Here is an 18,584-nt window from a genome sequence, read left to right on the forward strand (position 1 = left end):
GCAGCGCCACCCGCCATTGCCCGGTGGCGCTGCGCTTACCGGGCCTACGAAGGCTACAAAAAAGGCGCCTGTTGGGCGCCTTTTGGATGTCTTCTCTCGATTACTTCTTATCGCTGTGCTCCAGGTTTTCAACCTGCGGCAGGCCGTTGCCGGAACTGGCTGACAGCAGGCCATTCTCAACGTAGTTGAACAGCTTCTCACGTGTATCGGTGATATCCAGATTACGCATGGTCAGCTGGCCGATACGGTCATCAGGTGAGAACACGGATTCACCTTTTTCCATGGTCAGACGTTCTGCTTTGTAGGTCAGGTTGTCAGACACAGTGTTCAGAATGGAGTAGTCATTCCCGCGACGCAGTTCCAGAGTGACTTCGCCAGTGATAGCGCTTGCCACCCAACGCTGCAGGGCATCACGCAGCATCAGTGCCTGTGGATCGAACCAGCGGCCCTGATACAGCAGTTTACCCAACTGACGGCCATGGGAGTGATATTGCTCGATGGTATCTTCGTTGTGAATGCCGGTCAGCAGACGCTCATAGGCAATGTGCAGCAGCGCCATCCCCGGGGCTTCATAGATGCCACGGCTTTTCGCTTCGATGATACGGTTTTCGATCTGATCGCTCATACCCAGGCCGTGACGACCGCCGATGCGGTTCGCTTCCAGCATCAGTTCCACATCATCAGAGAAGGTCTTGCCGTTCAGGGCAACCGGGTGGCCACGCTCGAAACGCACGGTCACTTCTTCTGCCGGGATTTTGACGCTTTCATCCCAGAATTTCACGCCCATGATTGGGTTAACGATTTTCACGCTGGAGTTCAGGAACTCCAGATCTTTTGCTTCGTGCGTTGCGCCCAGCATGTTGGAGTCAGTGGAGTAGGCTTTTTCGACGGACATTTTATAGTCGAAGCCGCAGGCGATCATAAATTCAGACATTTCATGACGGCCGCCCAGCTCATCGATAAAATCGGTGTCCAGCCACGGTTTGTAAATCTGCAGCTCGGCGTTGGTCAGCAGGCCATAACGATAGAAACGTTCAATGTCGTTGCCTTTATAGGTACTGCCGTCACCCCAGATGTTCACGCCATCTTCTTTCATGGCGGCAACCAGCATGGTGCCGGTCACGGCACGGCCCAGTGGGGTGGTATTGAAATAGGTCAGACCGCCAGTGGTATTATGGAACGCGCCACACTGGATAGCGGCAATACCTTCGGCGACCAGCTGCTTACGACAATCAATCAGACGTGCGTTCTCTGCGCCATACTCTTTAGCACGACGAGGAATGGCATCATAGTCGTCCTCATCCGGCTGACCCAGGTTCGCAGTATATGCATACGGAACCGCTCCCTTTTGGCGCATCCACAGCAGTGCAGCGCTGGTATCCAGGCCGCCTGAAAAAGCGATGCCAATACGTTGTCCTACCGGAAGATGCTTGAGAATCGTCGTCATAAAATAAAACCCTGCGTGATTGACTGATTAGAGACCGCTTTCGCTCTCGATGCATGTTTATGCAAAATAAGTGAGTATTCATTTAATCATCTTTTGTCGATGACCGGAAGAGACTCGTGCGTTTTTTGTAAAAATTTCCCTCCGTATGCCCTGGCGGAAACTGAGTTGACAGATGGGGCTCACTATCAATATACTAAACGCCGGTTTTACGTCCCGTCTTCGGTACCAAATCCCAGCATTATTTGCAAATTCTGTCCAAAACGCGTAGAATTTGCCACGTTTCAGGCGCGGGGTGGAGCAGCCTGGTAGCTCGTCGGGCTCATAACCCGAAGGTCGTCGGTTCAAATCCGGCCCCCGCAACCACTTTCCCATAAAGTCATTTTTCAAATATACTGTGAAGACTCAGAGCCTTCGTAGCTGGATTTGAAAAAATTCTTTCGGAGAGTGCTCCAGGCCACAGTTGTGGCTATAGGGTTCAGTTATCTAAAGCCCCGATTTATCGGGGTTTTTTGTTATCTGACTACAGAATAACTGGGCTTTACGCCCTTTTTTTATGTCTTGGGGGTGGGCTTGTCCACATTAGAGCAAAAATTAACAGAGATGATTACTGCACCGGTCGAAGCACTGGGCTACGAACTGGTCGGCATCGAATTCGTTCGCGGCCGCACATCGACGCTGCGCATCTATATTGATAGTGAAGATGGCATCAATGTTGATGATTGTGCTGATGTTAGCCACCAGGTGAGTGCGGTTCTTGATGTTGAAGACCCAATTACCGTTGCGTACAACCTGGAAGTTTCCTCACCTGGCCTCGATCGCCCGATGTTCACGGCCGAGCACTATGTGCGCTTTACCGGTGAAGAAGTGGCTCTCGTTCTGCGTATGGCCGTACAGAACCGCCGTAAATGGCAGGGAATTATCAAAGCCGTTGATGGTGAAATGATCACGGTAACAGTCGAAGGCAAAGATGAAGTGTTCGCGCTGAGTAATATCCAGAAGGCGAACCTGGTTCCCCACTTTTAACAGTCTGGATTGAGGTGAAAAGCCCGCGATGAACAAAGAAATTTTGGCTGTTGTTGAAGCCGTCTCCAACGAGAAATCACTGCCGCGTGAAAAGATTTTCGAAGCGCTGGAAAGTGCACTGGCTACAGCAACCAAGAAAAAATACGAACAAGAGATCGATGTTCGCGTAGAAATCGATCGTAAAAGCGGTGACTTCGATACATTCCGTCGTTGGGTAATCGTTGAAGAAGTGACCCAGCCAACCAAAGAGATCACCCTGGAAGCGGCGCGTTTTGAAGACGAAAGCCTGAACGTTGGTGACTATGTTGAAGATCAGATTGAGTCTGTGACCTTCGACCGTATCACCACCCAGACCGCAAAACAGGTTATCGTGCAGAAAGTTCGCGAAGCCGAGCGTGCGCTGGTTGTCGATCAGTTCCGCGATCAGGAAGGCGAAATCATCACTGGCGTGGTGAAGAAAGTGAACCGCGACAACATCTCTCTGGAGATCAAATCCGAAGGGATGCCGGGCAACGCTGAAGCTGTGATTCTCCGTGAAGACATGCTGCCGCGTGAAAACTTCCGCCCTGGCGACCGTATCCGTGGTGTGCTGTATGCCGTTCGCCCTGAAGCGCGTGGTGCACAGCTGTTCGTGACCCGTTCTAAACCAGAAATGCTGGTTGAACTGTTCCGTATCGAAGTGCCTGAAATCGGCGAAGAAGTTATCGAAATTAAAGCGGCGGCTCGCGATCCGGGCTCCCGTGCGAAAATTGCGGTGAAAACCAACGACAAGCGTATCGACCCGGTCGGTGCTTGCGTCGGTATGCGTGGTGCGCGTGTTCAGGCGGTCTCTACCGAGCTGGGCGGCGAACGTATCGATATCGTTCTGTGGGATGACAACCCGGCGCAGTTCGTGATCAACGCAATGGCTCCGGCGGATGTGGCGTCTATCGTTGTTGACGAAGACAAACACACCATGGATATCGCTGTTGAAGCGGGTAACCTGGCGCAGGCAATCGGCCGTAACGGTCAGAACGTACGCCTGGCGTCACAGCTGAGCGGCTGGGAACTCAACGTGATGACCGTTGATGACCTGCAGGCCAAGCATCAGGCTGAAGCCCATGCGGCGATCGATACCTTCACGAAATACCTGGACATTGACGAAGAGTTCGCCACGGTTCTGGTAGAAGAAGGTTTCTCTACGCTGGAAGAACTGGCCTATGTGCCAATGAAAGAGCTGCTGGAAATTGACGGTCTGGATGAACCAACCGTTGAAGCCCTGCGTGAACGCGCTAAAAACGCACTGACCACCCTGGCACTGGCTCAGGAAGAAAGCCTTGGCGATAAAAAGCCGGCTGATGACCTGCTGAATCTGGAAGGTCTTGATCGTGCGATTGCGTTCAAGCTGGCTGCCCGTGGTGTTTGTACGCTGGAAGATCTCGCTGAGCAAGGCGTTGATGACCTGGCTGATATCGAAGGTTTAACCGACGAGAAAGCCGGCGAACTCATCATGGCCGCACGTAATATTTGCTGGTTCGGCGACGAAGCGTAATAAACTGTAGCAGGAAGGAACAGCATGACTGATGTAACTGTAAAATCGCTGGCTGCTGAGATTCAGACCTCCGTGGACCGCCTGGTACAGCAATTTGCTGATGCAGGGATCCCGAAGACCGCTGATGACTCAGTGACGGCAAACGAAAAACAAACCTTGTTAGCGCACCTCAACCGTGAACACGGCTCTGCGCCTGACAAGCTGACGCTGCAGCGCAAAACGCGCAGCACGTTGAATATTCCAGGTACCGGTGGCAAAAGTAAATCGGTACAAATTGAAGTCCGCAAGACGCGCACCTTTGTAAAACGTGATCCGCAAGAGGCAGAGCGCCTTGCCGCGGAAGAGCAGGCACAGCGTGAAGCGGAAGAACAAGCTCAGCGTGAGGCAGAAGCAACTGCCAAACGTGAGGCAGAATTAAAAGCTGAACGTGAGGCCGCAGAAAAAGCGAAACGCGACGCAAGTGAAAAAGTGAAGCGTGAAGCTGCGGAAAAAGACAAAGTGAGCAATCAACAGACAGACGAAATGACCAAAACCGCCCAGGCTGAAAAAGCCCGTCGTGAAAATGAAGCTGCCGAACTGAAGCGTAAAGCCGAAGAAGAAGCACGCCGCAAGCTTGAAGAAGAAGCGCGTCGTGTGGCTGAAGAAGCGCGCCGTATGGCAGAAGAAAACGAGAAGAACGGTATTGATACCGCTGAGCAGTCTGAAGATACCAGCGACTATCACGTGACCACTTCTCAGCACGCGCGTCAGGCTGAAGATGATAACGACCGTGAAGTAGAAGGCGGTCGTGGTCGTGGCCGCAATGCGAAAGCAGCGCGTCCGGCGAAAAAAGGCAACAAACACGCCGAGTCTAAAGCTGACCGTGAAGAAGCGCGGGCAGCCGTGCGTGGCGGTAAAGGCGGCAAACAGCGTAAAGGTTCTTCCCTGCAGCAGGGCTTCCAGAAGCCAGCTCAGGCCGTTAACCGTGACGTTGTGATCGGCGAAACCATCACCGTTGGCGATCTGGCGAACAAAATGGCGGTTAAAGGCTCTCAGGTCATCAAAGCGATGATGAAACTGGGCGCAATGGCGACCATCAACCAGGTGATCGACCAGGAAACCGCACAGCTGGTTGCCGAAGAGATGGGCCACAAAGTTATCCTGCGTCGTGAAAACGAGCTGGAAGAAGCAGTAATGAGCGACCGTGATACCGGTGCTGCGGCAGAACCGCGTGCGCCAGTTGTGACCATCATGGGTCACGTTGACCACGGTAAAACCTCTCTGCTCGACTACATTCGTTCTACGAAAGTGGCTTCCGGTGAAGCGGGTGGTATTACCCAGCACATCGGTGCATATCACGTAGAAACCGACAACGGTATGATCACCTTCCTGGATACCCCAGGCCACGCCGCGTTTACCTCAATGCGTGCTCGTGGTGCTCAGGCGACAGATATCGTTGTTCTGGTTGTTGCTGCAGACGATGGCGTCATGCCACAGACCATCGAAGCTATCCAGCACGCGAAAGCGGCGGGTGTGCCGGTTGTGGTTGCAGTGAACAAAATCGATAAGCCAGAAGCGGATCCAGATCGTGTTAAAAACGAACTGTCCCAGTACGGCATCCTGCCAGAAGAGTGGGGCGGTGAAAGCCAGTTTGTACACGTGTCTGCGAAAGCAGGTACTGGTATCGACGAGCTGCTGGACGCGATCCTGCTGCAGGCTGAAGTTCTGGAGCTGAAAGCGATCCGTAACGGTATGGCGAGCGGCGCGGTCATCGAATCCTTCCTGGATAAAGGCCGTGGCCCGGTGGCTACCGTTCTGGTTCGCGAAGGTACACTGCATAAAGGCGATATCGTCCTGTGTGGTTTCGAATACGGTCGTGTTCGTGCGATGCGTAACGAACTGGGTCAGGAAGTGCTGGAAGCAGGTCCGTCCATTCCAGTGGAAATCCTCGGTCTGTCCGGTGTGCCGGCTGCCGGTGACGAAGTGACCGTTGTGCGTGACGAGAAGAAAGCGCGTGAAGTTGCACTGTACCGTCAGGGCAAATTCCGTGAAGTTAAACTGGCTCGTCAGCAGAAATCTAAACTCGAGAACATGTTCGCGAACATGGCTGAAGGCGAAGTTCACGAAGTGAACGTCGTACTGAAAGCTGACGTTCAGGGTTCTGTGGAAGCGATTTCCGACTCCTTGCTGAAACTGTCTACTGACGAAGTTAAAGTGAAGATCATCGGTTCTGGCGTAGGTGGTATCACCGAAACCGACGCAACCCTGGCGGCTGCCTCTAACGCCATTCTGGTTGGCTTCAACGTGCGTGCTGATGCGTCTGCTCGCCGCGTGATCGAAGCAGAAAGCCTGGATCTGCGTTACTACTCCGTCATCTATAACCTGATCGACGAAGTGAAAGCAGCGATGAGCGGTATGCTGTCTCCAGAGCTGAAACAGCAGATCATCGGTCTGGCTGAAGTGCGCGATGTGTTCAAATCGCCGAAATTCGGTGCGATCGCGGGCTGTATGGTTACCGAAGGTACCATCAAGCGTCACAACCCAATCCGCGTACTGCGTGACAACGTGGTTATCTACGAAGGCGAGCTGGAATCCCTGCGCCGCTTCAAAGATGACGTTAACGAAGTCCGTAACGGCATGGAATGTGGTATCGGCGTGAAGAACTACAACGACGTTCGCGTTGGCGATATGATCGAAGTGTTCGAAATCATCGAGATCCAACGCAGCATCGACTAATCCTGTTGGGATAGGTCCATATGTCGGCCGGGATCGCCTCGTGCCACCCGGCAATAATTTTAAAAAGGGGCTTTAGCCCCTTTTTTGTCTGGAGAATTTATTATGGCGAAAGAATTTGGTCGCCCGCAGCGCGTAGCGCAGGAAATGCAGAAAGAGATCGCGCTCATTCTGCAACGCGAAATTAAAGATCCGCGTGTGGGCATGATGACCACCGTGTCCGGCGTGGAGATGTCCCGTGACCTCGCGTATGCCAAAGTGTTCGTGACGTTCCTGAACGATCAGGACGAAGCAGCAGTGAAAAATGGCATTAAAGCGTTGCAGGAAGCCTCTGGTTTCATCCGCTCTCTGCTCGGCAAAGCGATGCGTCTGCGTATCGTGCCTGAGCTGACCTTCTTCTACGACAACTCCCTGGTCGAAGGTATGCGTATGTCCAACCTGGTGACCAGCGTGGTGAAACATGACGACGAACGTCGTGTTAACCCGGCGGACGACAGCAAGGAGGACTGATGAGTCGTCCTCGTCGTCGTGGCCGCGACGTGCATGGTGTGCTGCTGCTGGATAAACCCCAGGGCGCATCCAGCAACGACGTGCTGCAAAAAGTGAAGCGTATTTATAATGCCAACCGTGCGGGCCATACCGGCGCGCTGGACCCCCTGGCGACGGGCATGCTGCCCATCTGCCTGGGGGAGGCAACAAAGTTTTCTCAGTACCTGCTGGATTCCGATAAACGTTATCGCGTTATCGCCAGGCTGGGCCAGCGCACGGACACCTCCGATGCCGATGGTCAGGTGGTGGAAGAGCGTCCTGTGACGTTTAGCGCAGAGCAACTGGATGCGGCGCTGGAGAGCTTCCGTGGCGATACGCTGCAGGTGCCGTCGATGTATTCTGCACTGAAATATCAGGGTAAAAAGCTCTACGAATATGCGCGCCAGGGTATTGAAGTGCCGCGTGAAGCCCGCCCGATCACCGTGTATGAACTGCTCTTTATTCGCCACGAGGGTGACGAACTGGAGCTGGAAGTGCACTGTTCGAAAGGCACCTATATTCGCACCATTATCGATGACCTGGGCGAGAAGCTGGGCTGCGGTGCGCATGTTATCTACCTGCGTCGCCTGGCAGTCAGTAAATATCCGGTTGAGCGGATGGTGACCCTTGAGCATCTGCACGCGCTGGTTGAACAGGCGCAAGCGCAGGGTGTTGCCGCGGCAGATTTGCTTGACCCGCTGCTGATGCCGATGGACAGCCCGGCGGCCGACTTCCCGGTTGTTAATCTTCCTTTAACATCGTCCGTTTACTTTAAGAACGGAAACCCGGTTCGGACCACGAATGCACCGCTGGAAGGCCTGGTACGCGTGACCGAAGGGGATGACAGTAAGTTTATCGGCATGGGTGAAATGGACGGTGAAGGACGCGTTGCGCCCCGCCGTCTGGTGGTGGAATACCCGGTCGAAGGCTGACGGCGATATCAGCTCACCTTGCGGTAAACCGGTGAGGCGAGTAGAATATCGCGGCTTAACGTCCGGCAAATTGTTTAACAATTTTGCGGGGCGTATACGGGGATTGCTGAATTAGAGATCGGCATCCTTACATTCTTTATACTTTGGAGTTTGAAAATGTCTCTAAGCGTTGAAGCTAAAGCTAAAATCGTTTCTGAGTTTGGTCGTGGTACTAACGACAGCGGTTCTACCGAAGTTCAGGTTGCACTGCTGACTGCACAGATTAACCACCTGCAGGGTCACTTTGCAGAGCACAAAAAAGATCACCACAGCCGTCGTGGTCTGCTGCGTATGGTTTCTCAGCGTCGTAAACTGCTCGACTACCTGAAACGTAAAGATGTTGCACGTTACTCCGCGCTGATCGAGCGTCTGGGTCTGCGTCGCTAAGTCTTGCGAGTTTCAGAAAAGGGGGCCTGATGGCCCCTTTTTTCAACCGGACCGCAGCAATTCACTGGAAACTATTGTATTGTTGCTATAAATGATCTTCCTTGCAGAGGTTCGCGCGGCTAATGAGAGGCTTCACCCATGGGGGTGTTGGTTGTCATTAGTCGCGAGGATGCGAAGAAGGTCGGGTTAAATCGTCAGCACACCGGTGGTGTGCTGTCAAACATTTAAGAAAGGACAGAATTTTGCTGAATCCGATCGTTCGTAAATTCCAGTATGGTCAGCATACCGTCACGCTGGAAACCGGCATGATGGCACGTCAGGCTACTGCTGCCGTTATGGTAAGCATGGATGACACCGCGGTATTCGTGACCGTTGTTGGCCAGAAAAAAGCTAAACCAGGTCAGGACTTCTTCCCACTGACCGTTAACTACCAGGAGCGTACTTACGCTGCCGGTAAAATCCCGGGTGGCTTCTTCCGTCGTGAAGGCCGCCCAAGCGAAGGCGAAACCCTGATCGCGCGTCTGATTGACCGCCCGGTTCGTCCGCTGTTCCCGGAAGGCTTCGTAAACGAAGTGCAGGTTATCGCGACCGTGGTTTCCGTTAACCCACAGGTTAACCCGGATATCGTTGCGATGATTGGTGCCTCCGCTGCGCTGTCTCTGTCCGGTATTCCATTCAATGGTCCTATCGGTGCTGCGCGCGTTGGTTACATCAACGACCAGTACGTGCTGAACCCGACTCAGGAAGAGCTGAAAGAAAGTAAGCTGGACCTGGTTGTTGCCGGTACGGAAGCCGCCGTTCTGATGGTTGAGTCTGAAGCAGAGCTGCTGAGCGAAGACCAGATGCTGGGCGCTGTGGTCTTCGGCCACGACCAACAGCAGGTTGTTATCCAGAACATCAACGAGCTGGTGAAAGAAGCCGGTAAACCGCGTTGGGACTGGCAGCCTGAAGCCGCTAACGACGCGCTGAACGCACGCGTTGCTGCACTGGCTGAAGCGCGTCTGAGCGATGCATACCGTATCACCGACAAGCAGGAGCGTTATGCTCAGGTTGACGTGATCAAAGACGAAACCATCGCCACGCTGGTTGCTGAAGACGAAACGCTGGACGCTAACGAGCTGAGCGAAATTCTGCACGCAATCGAGAAAAACGTTGTTCGTAGCCGCGTACTGGCTGGCGAGCCGCGTATCGATGGCCGTGAAAAAGACATGATCCGTGGTCTGGACGTGCGTACTGGCGTACTGCCACGTACTCACGGTTCTGCGCTGTTCACCCGTGGCGAAACGCAGGCGCTGGTTACCGCGACCCTGGGTACTGCACGTGACGCACAGATCATCGACGAGCTGATGGGCGAGCGCACTGACAGCTTCCTGTTCCACTATAACTTCCCTCCGTACTCCGTAGGGGAAACCGGTATGGTGGGTTCGCCTAAGCGTCGTGAAATTGGTCACGGTCGTCTGGCGAAACGCGGCGTGCTGGCAGTGATGCCAGACGCAGACAAATTCCCGTACACCGTTCGTGTGGTTTCTGAAATCACCGAATCCAACGGTTCTTCTTCCATGGCTTCCGTGTGTGGTGCCTCTCTGGCGCTGATGGATGCAGGCGTGCCAATCAAAGCCGCCGTTGCGGGTATCGCAATGGGTCTGGTGAAAGAGGGCGACAACTTTGTTGTTCTGTCTGACATTCTGGGCGACGAAGACCACCTGGGCGATATGGACTTCAAAGTGGCGGGTTCCCGCGACGGTATCTCTGCACTGCAGATGGATATCAAAATTGAAGGTATCACCAAAGAGATCATGCAGGTTGCTCTGAACCAGGCTAAAGGTGCGCGTCTGCACATCCTGGGCGTGATGGAACAGGCTATCAACGCGCCACGCGGTGATATCTCCGAATTCGCTCCGCGTATTCACACCATCAAGATCAATCCAGACAAGATCAAAGATGTTATCGGTAAGGGCGGTTCCGTGATCCGTGCGCTGACCGAAGAGACCGGCACCACCATTGAAATCGAAGATGACGGTACGGTGAAGATCGCAGCGACCGACGGCGAAAAAGCGAAATTCGCGATTCGTCGCATCGAAGAAATCACTGCAGAAATCGAAGTGGGCCGTATCTACAATGGTAAAGTGACCCGTATCGTTGACTTTGGCGCGTTCGTTGCCATCGGTGGCGGTAAAGAAGGTCTGGTACACATCTCTCAAATCGCTGACAAGCGCGTTGAGAAAGTGACCGATTACCTGCAGATGGGTCAGGAAGTACCGGTTAAAGTTCTGGAAGTTGACCGCCAGGGCCGTATCCGTCTGAGCATTAAAGAAGCAACCGAGCAGTCTCAGCCAGCTGCTGCGCCAGAAGCACCGGCAGCAGAACAGCAAGGCGAGTAAGGTTGCCATTTGCCCTCCGCATCGCGGAGGGCCATTATCAGGCAGGACGCCTTGTTAAGCCGCCGGGGGACAGGACGTTCATCCAATAGTTGTCTTCGGGAGTGGGAAATGAAGCCTTTTTTGCGCTGGTGTTTCGTTGCGACAGCTTTAACGCTGGCAGGATGCAGCAACTCTGCCTGGCGTAAGAGCGAAGTCCTCGCAGTGCCATTGCAACCGACTTTGCAGCAGGAAGTGATTCTGGCACGCATGGAACAAATTCTTGCCAGTCGGGCTTTAACCGATGACGAACGCGCACAGCTTTTATATGAGCGCGGAGTGTTGTATGATAGTCTCGGTCTGAGGGCATTAGCGCGAAATGATTTCTCACAAGCGCTGGCTATCCGACCTGATATGCCTGAAGTATTCAATTACTTAGGCATTTATTTAACGCAGGCAGGCAATTTTGATGCTGCCTATGAAGCGTTTGATTCTGTACTTGAGCTTGATCCAACTTACAACTACGCGCACTTGAATCGCGGTATCGCATTGTATTACGGCGGTCGTGATAAGTTAGCGCAAGATGATCTGCTGGCGTTTTATCAAGACGATCCTAATGATCCTTTCCGTAGCCTGTGGCTTTACATCGTTGAGCAGAAGCTCGATGAGAAGCAGGCAAAAGAGGCACTGAAACAGCGCTTCGACAAATCGGACAAGGAACAGTGGGGATGGAACATTGTCGAGTTCTACCTGGGCAACATTAGCGAAGCAACGCTGATGGAACGTCTCAAGGCGGACGCAACGGATAACACCTCGCTCGCTGAGCATCTCAGTGAAACCAACTTCTATTTAGGTAAGTACTACCTAAGTCTGGGGGATAAGGACAGCGCTACGGCACTGTTCAAATTAGCGGTTGCTAACAACGTACACAACTTCGTTGAGCACCGTTATGCATTGTTGGAATTATCGCTCTTGGGCCAGGAGCAAGATGACCTGGCAGAATCGGACCAGCAATAGCTGACGACATAAACATCAGCCCGTAATCTTTTTGATTGCCATCACCTTCACTGGTGAGGGCGTTGTTGTTCGTCAATACACCTAATTTGAGCCGGTTCACACTTTTCAATGAAAATTGCAGATCATTTTCACGATGAGCTAAGTAGACTGGCCGCCATTGACATTGAGGCACTCGTACTACATGGCTGAATTCGAAACCACTTTTGCAGATCTGGGCCTGAAGGCTCCTATCCTTGAAGCTCTTAACGATCTCGGTTACGAAAAACCATCTCCGATCCAGGCAGAATGTATCCCACATCTGCTCTCTGGTCGTGACGTGCTGGGCATGGCCCAGACTGGTAGCGGCAAAACCGCAGCATTCTCGCTGCCGCTTCTGAACAACATTGATCCGGACCTGCGTGCACCGCAGATCCTCGTCCTGGCTCCAACCCGTGAACTGGCGGTTCAGGTTGCGGAAGCGATGACGGAATTCTCTAAACACATGCGCGGCGTAAACGTGGTAGCCCTGTACGGCGGCCAGCGTTATGACGTGCAGTTACGCGCCCTGCGCCAGGGCCCACAGATTGTTGTCGGTACGCCGGGCCGTCTGCTGGATCACCTGAAGCGCGGTACACTGGATCTCTCTAAACTGAGCGGTCTGGTACTGGATGAAGCCGACGAAATGCTGCGTATGGGCTTCATCGAAGACGTAGAAACCATCATGGCGCAGATCCCGGAAGGTCATCAGACCGCTCTGTTCTCTGCCACCATGCCAGAAGCAATCCGTCGCATTACCCGCCGCTTCATGAAAGAGCCGCAGGAAGTGCGCATTCAGTCCAGCGTTACCACTCGCCCGGACATCAGCCAGAGCTACTGGTCTGTGTACGGCATGCGCAAAAACGAAGCGCTGGTGCGTTTCCTGGAAGCGGAAGATTTTGATGCGGCGATTATCTTCGTTCGTACCAAAAACGCGACCCTGGAAGTGGCTGAAGCCCTGGAGCGTAACGGCTACAACAGCGCAGCGCTGAATGGCGACATGAACCAGGCTCTGCGTGAGCAGACGCTGGAGCGTCTGAAAGACGGTCGTCTGGATATCCTGATTGCAACCGACGTGGCAGCACGTGGTCTGGACGTTGAGCGTATCAGCCTGGTTGTAAACTACGACATCCCAATGGACTCTGAGTCTTACGTTCACCGTATCGGCCGTACCGGTCGTGCAGGTCGTGCGGGTCGTGCCCTGCTGTTCGTTGAGAACCGCGAGCGTCGTCTGCTGCGTAACATTGAACGCACCATGAAGCTGACCATTCCGGAAGCGGAGCTGCCAAACGCAGAACTGCTGGGCAAACGCCGTCTGGAAAAATTCGCCGCGAAAGTCCAGCAGCAGCTGGAAAGCAGCGATCTGGATCAGTACCGTGCGCTGCTGGCGCAGATTCAGCCAACCGCTGAAGGCGAAGAGCTGGATATCGAAACGCTGGCTGCAGCACTGCTGAAGATGGCACAGGGCGAACGTACCCTGATCGTGCCACCAGATGCACCGATGCGTCCTCGTCGTGAGTTCCGCGATCGTGACGATCGCTTCGAACGCCGTGGTGACCGTAACGATCGTGGCCCACGTGGTGACCGTTCAGAGCGTGGTGGTGAAGACCGTCCACGTCGTGAGCGTCGTGACGCTGGCGAAATGGAACTGTACCGCATTGAAGTGGGCCGTGATGATGGTGTTGAAGTTCGTCATATCGTTGGCGCGATCGCGAACGAAGGCGACATCAGCAGCCGTTACATCGGTAACATCAAGCTGTTCGCATCTCACTCCACCATCGAGCTGCCAAAAGGCATGCCGGGCGAAGTACTGCAGCACTTTACTCGCACCCGCATCCTGAACAAGCCGATGAACATGCAGCTGCTGGGCGATGCACAGCCACGTCCTGACCGTGGCGGTGAACGTCGTGGCGGTGGTCGCGGTTTCGGTGGCGAGCGTCGTGAAGGCGGTCGTAGCGAAGGTCGCGGTGGTGAAGGACGTCGTTTCTCCGGTGAACGCCGTGATAGCCGTGGCCCACGTCGTGAAGAAGGCACCAGCCGTCGTCGTTTTGGTGACGCTTAAGCCTTTCGTTTCTGACGTAAAGTAATATATACAGCCCCGATAAAGACTATCGGGGCTTTTTTTATTCCCTTTGTACTCTTGTACTGGTACAGTGCAGCACATTAAAATGCAAACCACATTTTTGACTGGAGATATGGCTGTATGGCGACACTAACCACCACCCAAACGTCACCTTCGCTGCTTGGCGGCGTGGTGATCATCGGCGGAACCATTATTGGTGCCGGGATGTTCTCCCTGCCAGTGGTCATGTCCGGTGCGTGGTTCTTCTGGTCGCTGGCTGCGCTGGTCTTCACCTGGTTCTGTATGCTCCATTCAGGGCTGATGATCCTTGAAGCCAACCTGAACTACCGCATTGGCTCCAGTTTCGACACCATCACGAAAGATCTGCTGGGTAAAGGCTGGAACCTGGTGAACGGCCTTTCCATCGCGTTTGTGCTCTACATCCTGACCTACGCGTACATCTCAGCAAGCGGCTCGATTCTGCATCACACCTTTTCGGAGATGTCGTTGAACGTTCCGGCGCGTCTGGCCGGGTTGTGCTTTGCGCTGGGTGTCGCGTTTATCGTCTGGATGAGTACCAAAGCGGTGAGCCGGATGACGGCCATCGTACTGGGCGCAAAGGTCATCACTTTCTTTCTGACCTTCGGTAGCCTGCTGGGGCACGTTACCCCGTCAACACTGTTTAACGTGGCTGAAACCAATACGTCGTACACGCCGTATCTGCTGATGACCCTGCCGTTCTGTCTGGCGTCGTTTGGCTACCACGGCAACGTACCGAGCCTGATGAAGTATTACGGCAAAGACCCGCGGACAATCGTCAAGTGCCTGGTTTACGGTACGCTGCTGGCGCTGGGGCTGTATGTGATTTGGCTGCTGGGGACGATGGGCAACATCCCGCGTCCTGAGTTTATCGGCATTGCGCAGAAGGGCGGGAATATAGATGTGCTGGTGCAGGCGCTGAGCGGTGTACTGAACAGCCGCAGTCTGGATCTGCTGCTGGTGGTATTCTCCAACTTTGCGGTTGCGAGCTCTTTCCTCGGCGTGACGCTCGGCCTGTTTGACTATCTGGCGGACCTGTTTGGCTTTGATGACTCCGCGATGGGGCGCTTCAAAACCGCACTGCTGACCTTCCTGCCACCGATGGTGGGCGGCCTGCTGTGGCCGAACGGCTTCCTGTACGCCATTGGTTATGCCGGTCTGGCGGCTACCATCTGGGCGGCAATTGTGCCGGCGCTGCTGGCGCGTAAATCCCGTCAGCGCTTCGGTAGCCCGAAATTCCGCGTCTGGGGCGGTAAACCGATGATTGCACTGATTCTGGTGTTTGGTGTTGGTAACGCGCTGGTCCACGTGCTGTCGAGCTTTAATCTGTTGCCGGTATATCAGTAAGTTTTTGTGCCGGATGGCGGCTACGCCTTATCCGGCCTACGCGATCCCGTAGGCCCGGTAAGCGAAGCGCCACCGGGCAAAAAAACTACCCCACCAACTCCTCTTTCACCTGCATCGCCAGCTCAAACGAGTGCAAACGCGCCTGATGATCGAAAATCTGGCCGTTAACCATAATCTCATCAGCCTGCGTTTCGCGCAGCACCGCCTCAAGCCCGTGACGCACCTTCGCTTTATCTCCCACCAGCGACATGCTCAGCGCCTGTTGAACACCATACTGCTCGGAAGCTGACCACAGCTGATGCATATTCTCCACCGGCGGTGGAAGCTGGCCGGTCTCACCGCGACGCAGCTTCACAAACGCCTGCTGCATGGAGGTAAACAGGAATTCCGCATCGCGATTGCTGTCGGCGGCAATGATGTTGATACACACCATCGCGTACGGTTTCTCCAGCCTTTCAGAAGGTTTGAAGTTCGTGCGGTAGAGATGCAGCGCCTGATGCAGCATATCCGGTGCGAAGTGGGAGGCGAACGCGAAGGGCAGCCCCAGCTGTGCAGCAAGCTGCGCGCTATAAAGACTTGAGCCTAACAGCCATACCGGGATCTTCTCGCCATAGCCCGGCACCGGGCGCACGTGCGGGTTCGGGTCACGCGCATCGAACCAGTCCACCAGTTCAGCCACATCACGCGGGAAATTGTCGATGTCACCGCTCATATGGCGACGCAGGGCGCGCATGGTGGGCTGGTCGCTGCCCGGCGCACGGCCAAGGCCTAAATCAATACGGCCCGGGTAGAGGGTATTCAGCGTACCAAACTGCTCGGCGATCACCAGCGGCGCATGGTTTGGCAGCATCACGCCACCGGAACCCAGGTGCAGAGTGGTGGTGTTCGCGGCCAGATAGCCAATCAGCACCGAGGTGGCAGCGCTGGCGATGCCGACCATGTTGTGATGCTCCGCCAGCCAGTAACGGTGATAGCCACGCTTTTCGGCCAGTTGAGCCAGATCAAGAGAGTGCGAAAAGGCTTCTCTTGCCGAGGAGCCTTGTGGGATCGGCGCCAGATCCAGCACCGAAAACGGAAGGGTTTTGTCAGTCATAACAGCTCACTTTGTCGACGGTCAATCTTTAATACTGCATTAAATAATGATAACCGTTGTTAACAAAGTGAGCCTTTTTCAGGCCTGCAACTCCAGTCCGGCCAGCCGCTTCCAGTAGCCGTTACAGTCACTGTTTGCCGTCAGCGGCAGCGGCGATGCGCCGTTTTCATTGGCGCGAAAAGCATCCAGCATGGCAAACACGCTGGTGTCCAGCGGGGACAGACGTACCATGTCCACCAGTCCGTCCATCGACGCCAGCTCGTTACCAAGGTTATACACATAACCACTCATGGTCTGAATGCCGTTCAGGACAAACACCTGCTGATTCTCCTGCGACAGCATGCTGCGTCCGTTCGGGTACTTGATGCAGCAGGTTTCGCACTCGTCTTTCGGGCGATCTTCAGAGCGGGCAGTGAAGCAGCGGGCAGAGTACGCCAGCGGCAGATGGCCATAGCTCAACACTTCCACTTCAAACTGGTTGCGAATACCCAGCTCGTCACACTGGTTCAGGAGGTTTACCAGCCAGTCACGCGACAGCTCTACCGGCATGCACCAGCGCATCATCCCCTGTTTCAGCAGCAGGCGCAGGGTCACGGCGTTATAGCAGTTCAATGCATGGCCCGCGACAAACGGCAGCTTGCGTTCGGCGCACATATTCACCACGCCCAGATCGCTGGCCTCCAGCAGAAACTCGCCGTTCTCCACGTAGCGCTTCAGCTCACCCAGTTCAGATGAGGCCTGCACCAGCGCCAGCGTAGAGAGCACCACCTGTTTGCCGCTACCGGCCAGGCTTTTCGCCATCTCCAGCCAGTCGCCCACTTTGGTGGCACGGCGCTTGCTGCATACCGCTTCGCCAAGGTAAATCACATCGGCGCTGCTGGTCGCGGCCTGTTGATAAAAATCTTCCAGCGTCTCTTTTGGCCAGTAGTAGAGCACCGGTCCTAATGAATATTTCATGGTTATCTCACTGCCATTTACGGTGATACGCGCCAAGCGTGGTTTGGGTGCCTTCGGACATTGCGCCGAGCGTCTCCATCCAGGCCGATTGCGGGGCGTAGTTCTGCGGATCTGCCATGCAGCGGTCAATGGCCTGACGCCAGACTTTCGCCACCTGACTGACGTAGGCCGGGCTGCGCTGGCGACCTTCAATCTTCACCGAGGCAATATTAGCGGCCAGCAGTTCCGGCAGCAGTTCCAGCGTGTTGAGGCTGGTGGGTTCTTCCAGCGCGTGATAACGCTCGCCGTCAACCAGATAGCGGCCTTTGCACAGCGTCGGGTAGCCAGCGTTTTCACCGTCCTGATAGCGGTCAATCAGTATCTCATTCAGGCGAGATTCCAGCCCCTGCGGGGTTTGCTGCCAGCGAACAAAGCGGGCAGGTGAGCAGGCACCAACGGTATTAGGGGATTCACCGGTTAAATACGAGGAGAGATAGCAGCGGCCTTCAGCCATGATGCACAGGCTACCAAAGGCAAAAACTTCCAGCGGCACTGGCGTGACGCGCGCGAGTTGCTTAACCTGATGAATAGAGAGCACGCGCGGTAAAACCACCCGGGCCACGTCAAAATTTTGATGATAAAAACGTACCGCCTCTTCGTTGGTGGCAGAGGCCTGAACAGAGACATGGCGCTCAATATGAGGATAGCGTTCTGCCGCATACTCTAGCATGGCGAGGTCGGCCAGAATCAGCGCATCGGCACCCAGCTGTGCTGCCATATCCACCGCGCGCTGCCAGCGGGCATAGCCATCAGGATGGGCAAAGGTATTGATGGCAATATGCAATTTGCGGCGGTGCTGATGTACGAAGTTAACGGCTTCCTGAAGCTTTTTCTCCGTAAAGTTGAGGCCAGCAAAATGGCGGGCGTTAGTATCATCTTTCAGCCCGATATAGACCGCATCGGCCCCATTTTCGATGGCCGCCTTAAGCGCCGGAAGGTTTCCGGCAGGGCAGAGCAGCTCCATAATTTATCCTGATGTCGTCGAGAGCAAAAATGTTAACGAGCTGGGATTTTAATTAACCCATACGCGACAATTTTTGATTTAAGGCAGCTAATGGC

General features: G+C 54.5%; 15 protein-coding genes and 1 tRNA gene. 12 read left to right on the plus strand and 4 right to left on the minus strand.

Features of this window, described 5'->3' with window-relative positions; genetic code table 11:
• Nucleotides 1–100: 100 nt before the first annotated feature.
• Nucleotides 101–1,447 (minus strand): argininosuccinate synthase, encoded by a 1,347-nt coding sequence (argG, locus tag APU11_RS22090; RefSeq protein ID WP_029883387.1) that lies wholly within the window; start codon nt 1,445–1,447, stop codon nt 101–103.
• Nucleotides 1,448–1,733: 286 nt separating this feature from the next.
• Here argG and APU11_RS22095 point away from each other — a divergent pair.
• From APU11_RS22095 to mtr, 12 genes are all read left to right on the plus strand, one after another.
• Nucleotides 1,734–1,810 (plus strand) — tRNA-Met (locus tag APU11_RS22095).
• Nucleotides 1,811–2,017: 207 nt separating this feature from the next.
• Nucleotides 2,018–2,470, plus strand: a complete 453-nt coding sequence (rimP, locus tag APU11_RS22100; protein ID WP_014833432.1) for a ribosome maturation factor RimP — start codon at nt 2,018–2,020, stop codon at nt 2,468–2,470.
• Nucleotides 2,471–2,498: 28 nt separating this feature from the next.
• Entirely contained in the window at nt 2,499–4,001 is a 1,503-nt protein-coding gene (gene nusA, locus APU11_RS22105) for a transcription termination factor NusA (protein WP_013098917.1), read from the plus strand.
• A gap of 24 nt (nt 4,002–4,025) precedes the next feature.
• Nucleotides 4,026–6,716 (plus strand): translation initiation factor IF-2, encoded by a 2,691-nt coding sequence (gene infB / locus APU11_RS22110; protein WP_013098916.1) that lies wholly within the window; start codon nt 4,026–4,028, stop codon nt 6,714–6,716.
• A 102-nt stretch (nt 6,717–6,818) separates the two neighbouring features.
• Nucleotides 6,819–7,223: a 30S ribosome-binding factor RbfA gene (gene rbfA, locus APU11_RS22115; protein WP_003024988.1), complete on the plus strand. Its 405-nt coding sequence runs from the start codon at nt 6,819–6,821 to the stop codon at nt 7,221–7,223.
• Nucleotides 7,223–8,173, plus strand: a complete 951-nt coding sequence (gene truB / locus APU11_RS22120) for a tRNA pseudouridine(55) synthase TruB (RefSeq protein WP_038420696.1) — start codon at nt 7,223–7,225, stop codon at nt 8,171–8,173. The genes rbfA and truB overlap by 1 nt, the downstream gene beginning before the upstream one ends.
• Before the next feature lie 156 nt (nt 8,174–8,329).
• Nucleotides 8,330–8,599: a 30S ribosomal protein S15 gene (gene rpsO, locus APU11_RS22125; protein ID WP_013098914.1), complete on the plus strand. Its 270-nt coding sequence runs from the start codon at nt 8,330–8,332 to the stop codon at nt 8,597–8,599.
• 242 nt (nt 8,600–8,841) lie between these two features.
• Nucleotides 8,842–10,980 (plus strand): polyribonucleotide nucleotidyltransferase, encoded by a 2,139-nt coding sequence (pnp, locus tag APU11_RS22130; protein ID WP_013098913.1) that lies wholly within the window; start codon nt 8,842–8,844, stop codon nt 10,978–10,980.
• A gap of 108 nt (nt 10,981–11,088) precedes the next feature.
• Entirely contained in the window at nt 11,089–11,973 is an 885-nt protein-coding gene (gene nlpI, locus APU11_RS22135) for a lipoprotein NlpI (protein WP_013098912.1), read from the plus strand.
• Nucleotides 11,974–12,081: 108 nt separating this feature from the next.
• Complete coding sequence (yrbN, locus tag APU11_RS28220) at nt 12,082–12,162, plus strand: protein YrbN (protein WP_097533792.1); 81 nt, start codon at nt 12,082–12,084, stop codon at nt 12,160–12,162.
• Complete coding sequence (locus APU11_RS22140; protein WP_013098911.1) at nt 12,155–14,050, plus strand: DEAD/DEAH family ATP-dependent RNA helicase; 1,896 nt, start codon at nt 12,155–12,157, stop codon at nt 14,048–14,050. Before yrbN ends, APU11_RS22140 begins: the two co-directional genes overlap by 8 nt.
• 141 nt (nt 14,051–14,191) lie before the next feature.
• The gene (mtr, locus tag APU11_RS22145) at nt 14,192–15,436 is read left to right on the plus strand and encodes a tryptophan permease (RefSeq protein WP_038420695.1); all 1,245 of its coding nucleotides are present in this window, start codon (nt 14,192–14,194) and stop codon (nt 15,434–15,436) included.
• Between the two features lie 85 nt (nt 15,437–15,521).
• Here mtr and APU11_RS22150 read toward each other — a convergent pair whose 3' ends face one another.
• The 3 genes from APU11_RS22150 to APU11_RS22160 all read right to left on the minus strand — a co-directional run bounded on the left by APU11_RS22150 (nt 15,522) and on the right by APU11_RS22160 (nt 18,489).
• Nucleotides 15,522–16,529, minus strand: a complete 1,008-nt coding sequence (locus APU11_RS22150) for an LLM class flavin-dependent oxidoreductase (RefSeq protein WP_023621081.1) — start codon at nt 16,527–16,529, stop codon at nt 15,522–15,524.
• Nucleotides 16,530–16,607: 78 nt separating this feature from the next.
• The gene (locus APU11_RS22155; protein ID WP_058651420.1) at nt 16,608–17,486 is read right to left on the minus strand and encodes a U32 family peptidase; all 879 of its coding nucleotides are present in this window, start codon (nt 17,484–17,486) and stop codon (nt 16,608–16,610) included.
• A gap of 7 nt (nt 17,487–17,493) precedes the next feature.
• Nucleotides 17,494–18,489 (minus strand): peptidase U32 family protein, encoded by a 996-nt coding sequence (locus APU11_RS22160; RefSeq protein WP_058651419.1) that lies wholly within the window; start codon nt 18,487–18,489, stop codon nt 17,494–17,496.
• Nucleotides 18,490–18,584: the final 95 nt, after the last annotated feature.

The organism is Enterobacter sp. 50793107, from assembly GCF_001463365.1.
Lineage (GTDB): Bacteria > Pseudomonadota > Gammaproteobacteria > Enterobacterales > Enterobacteriaceae > Enterobacter > Enterobacter cloacae.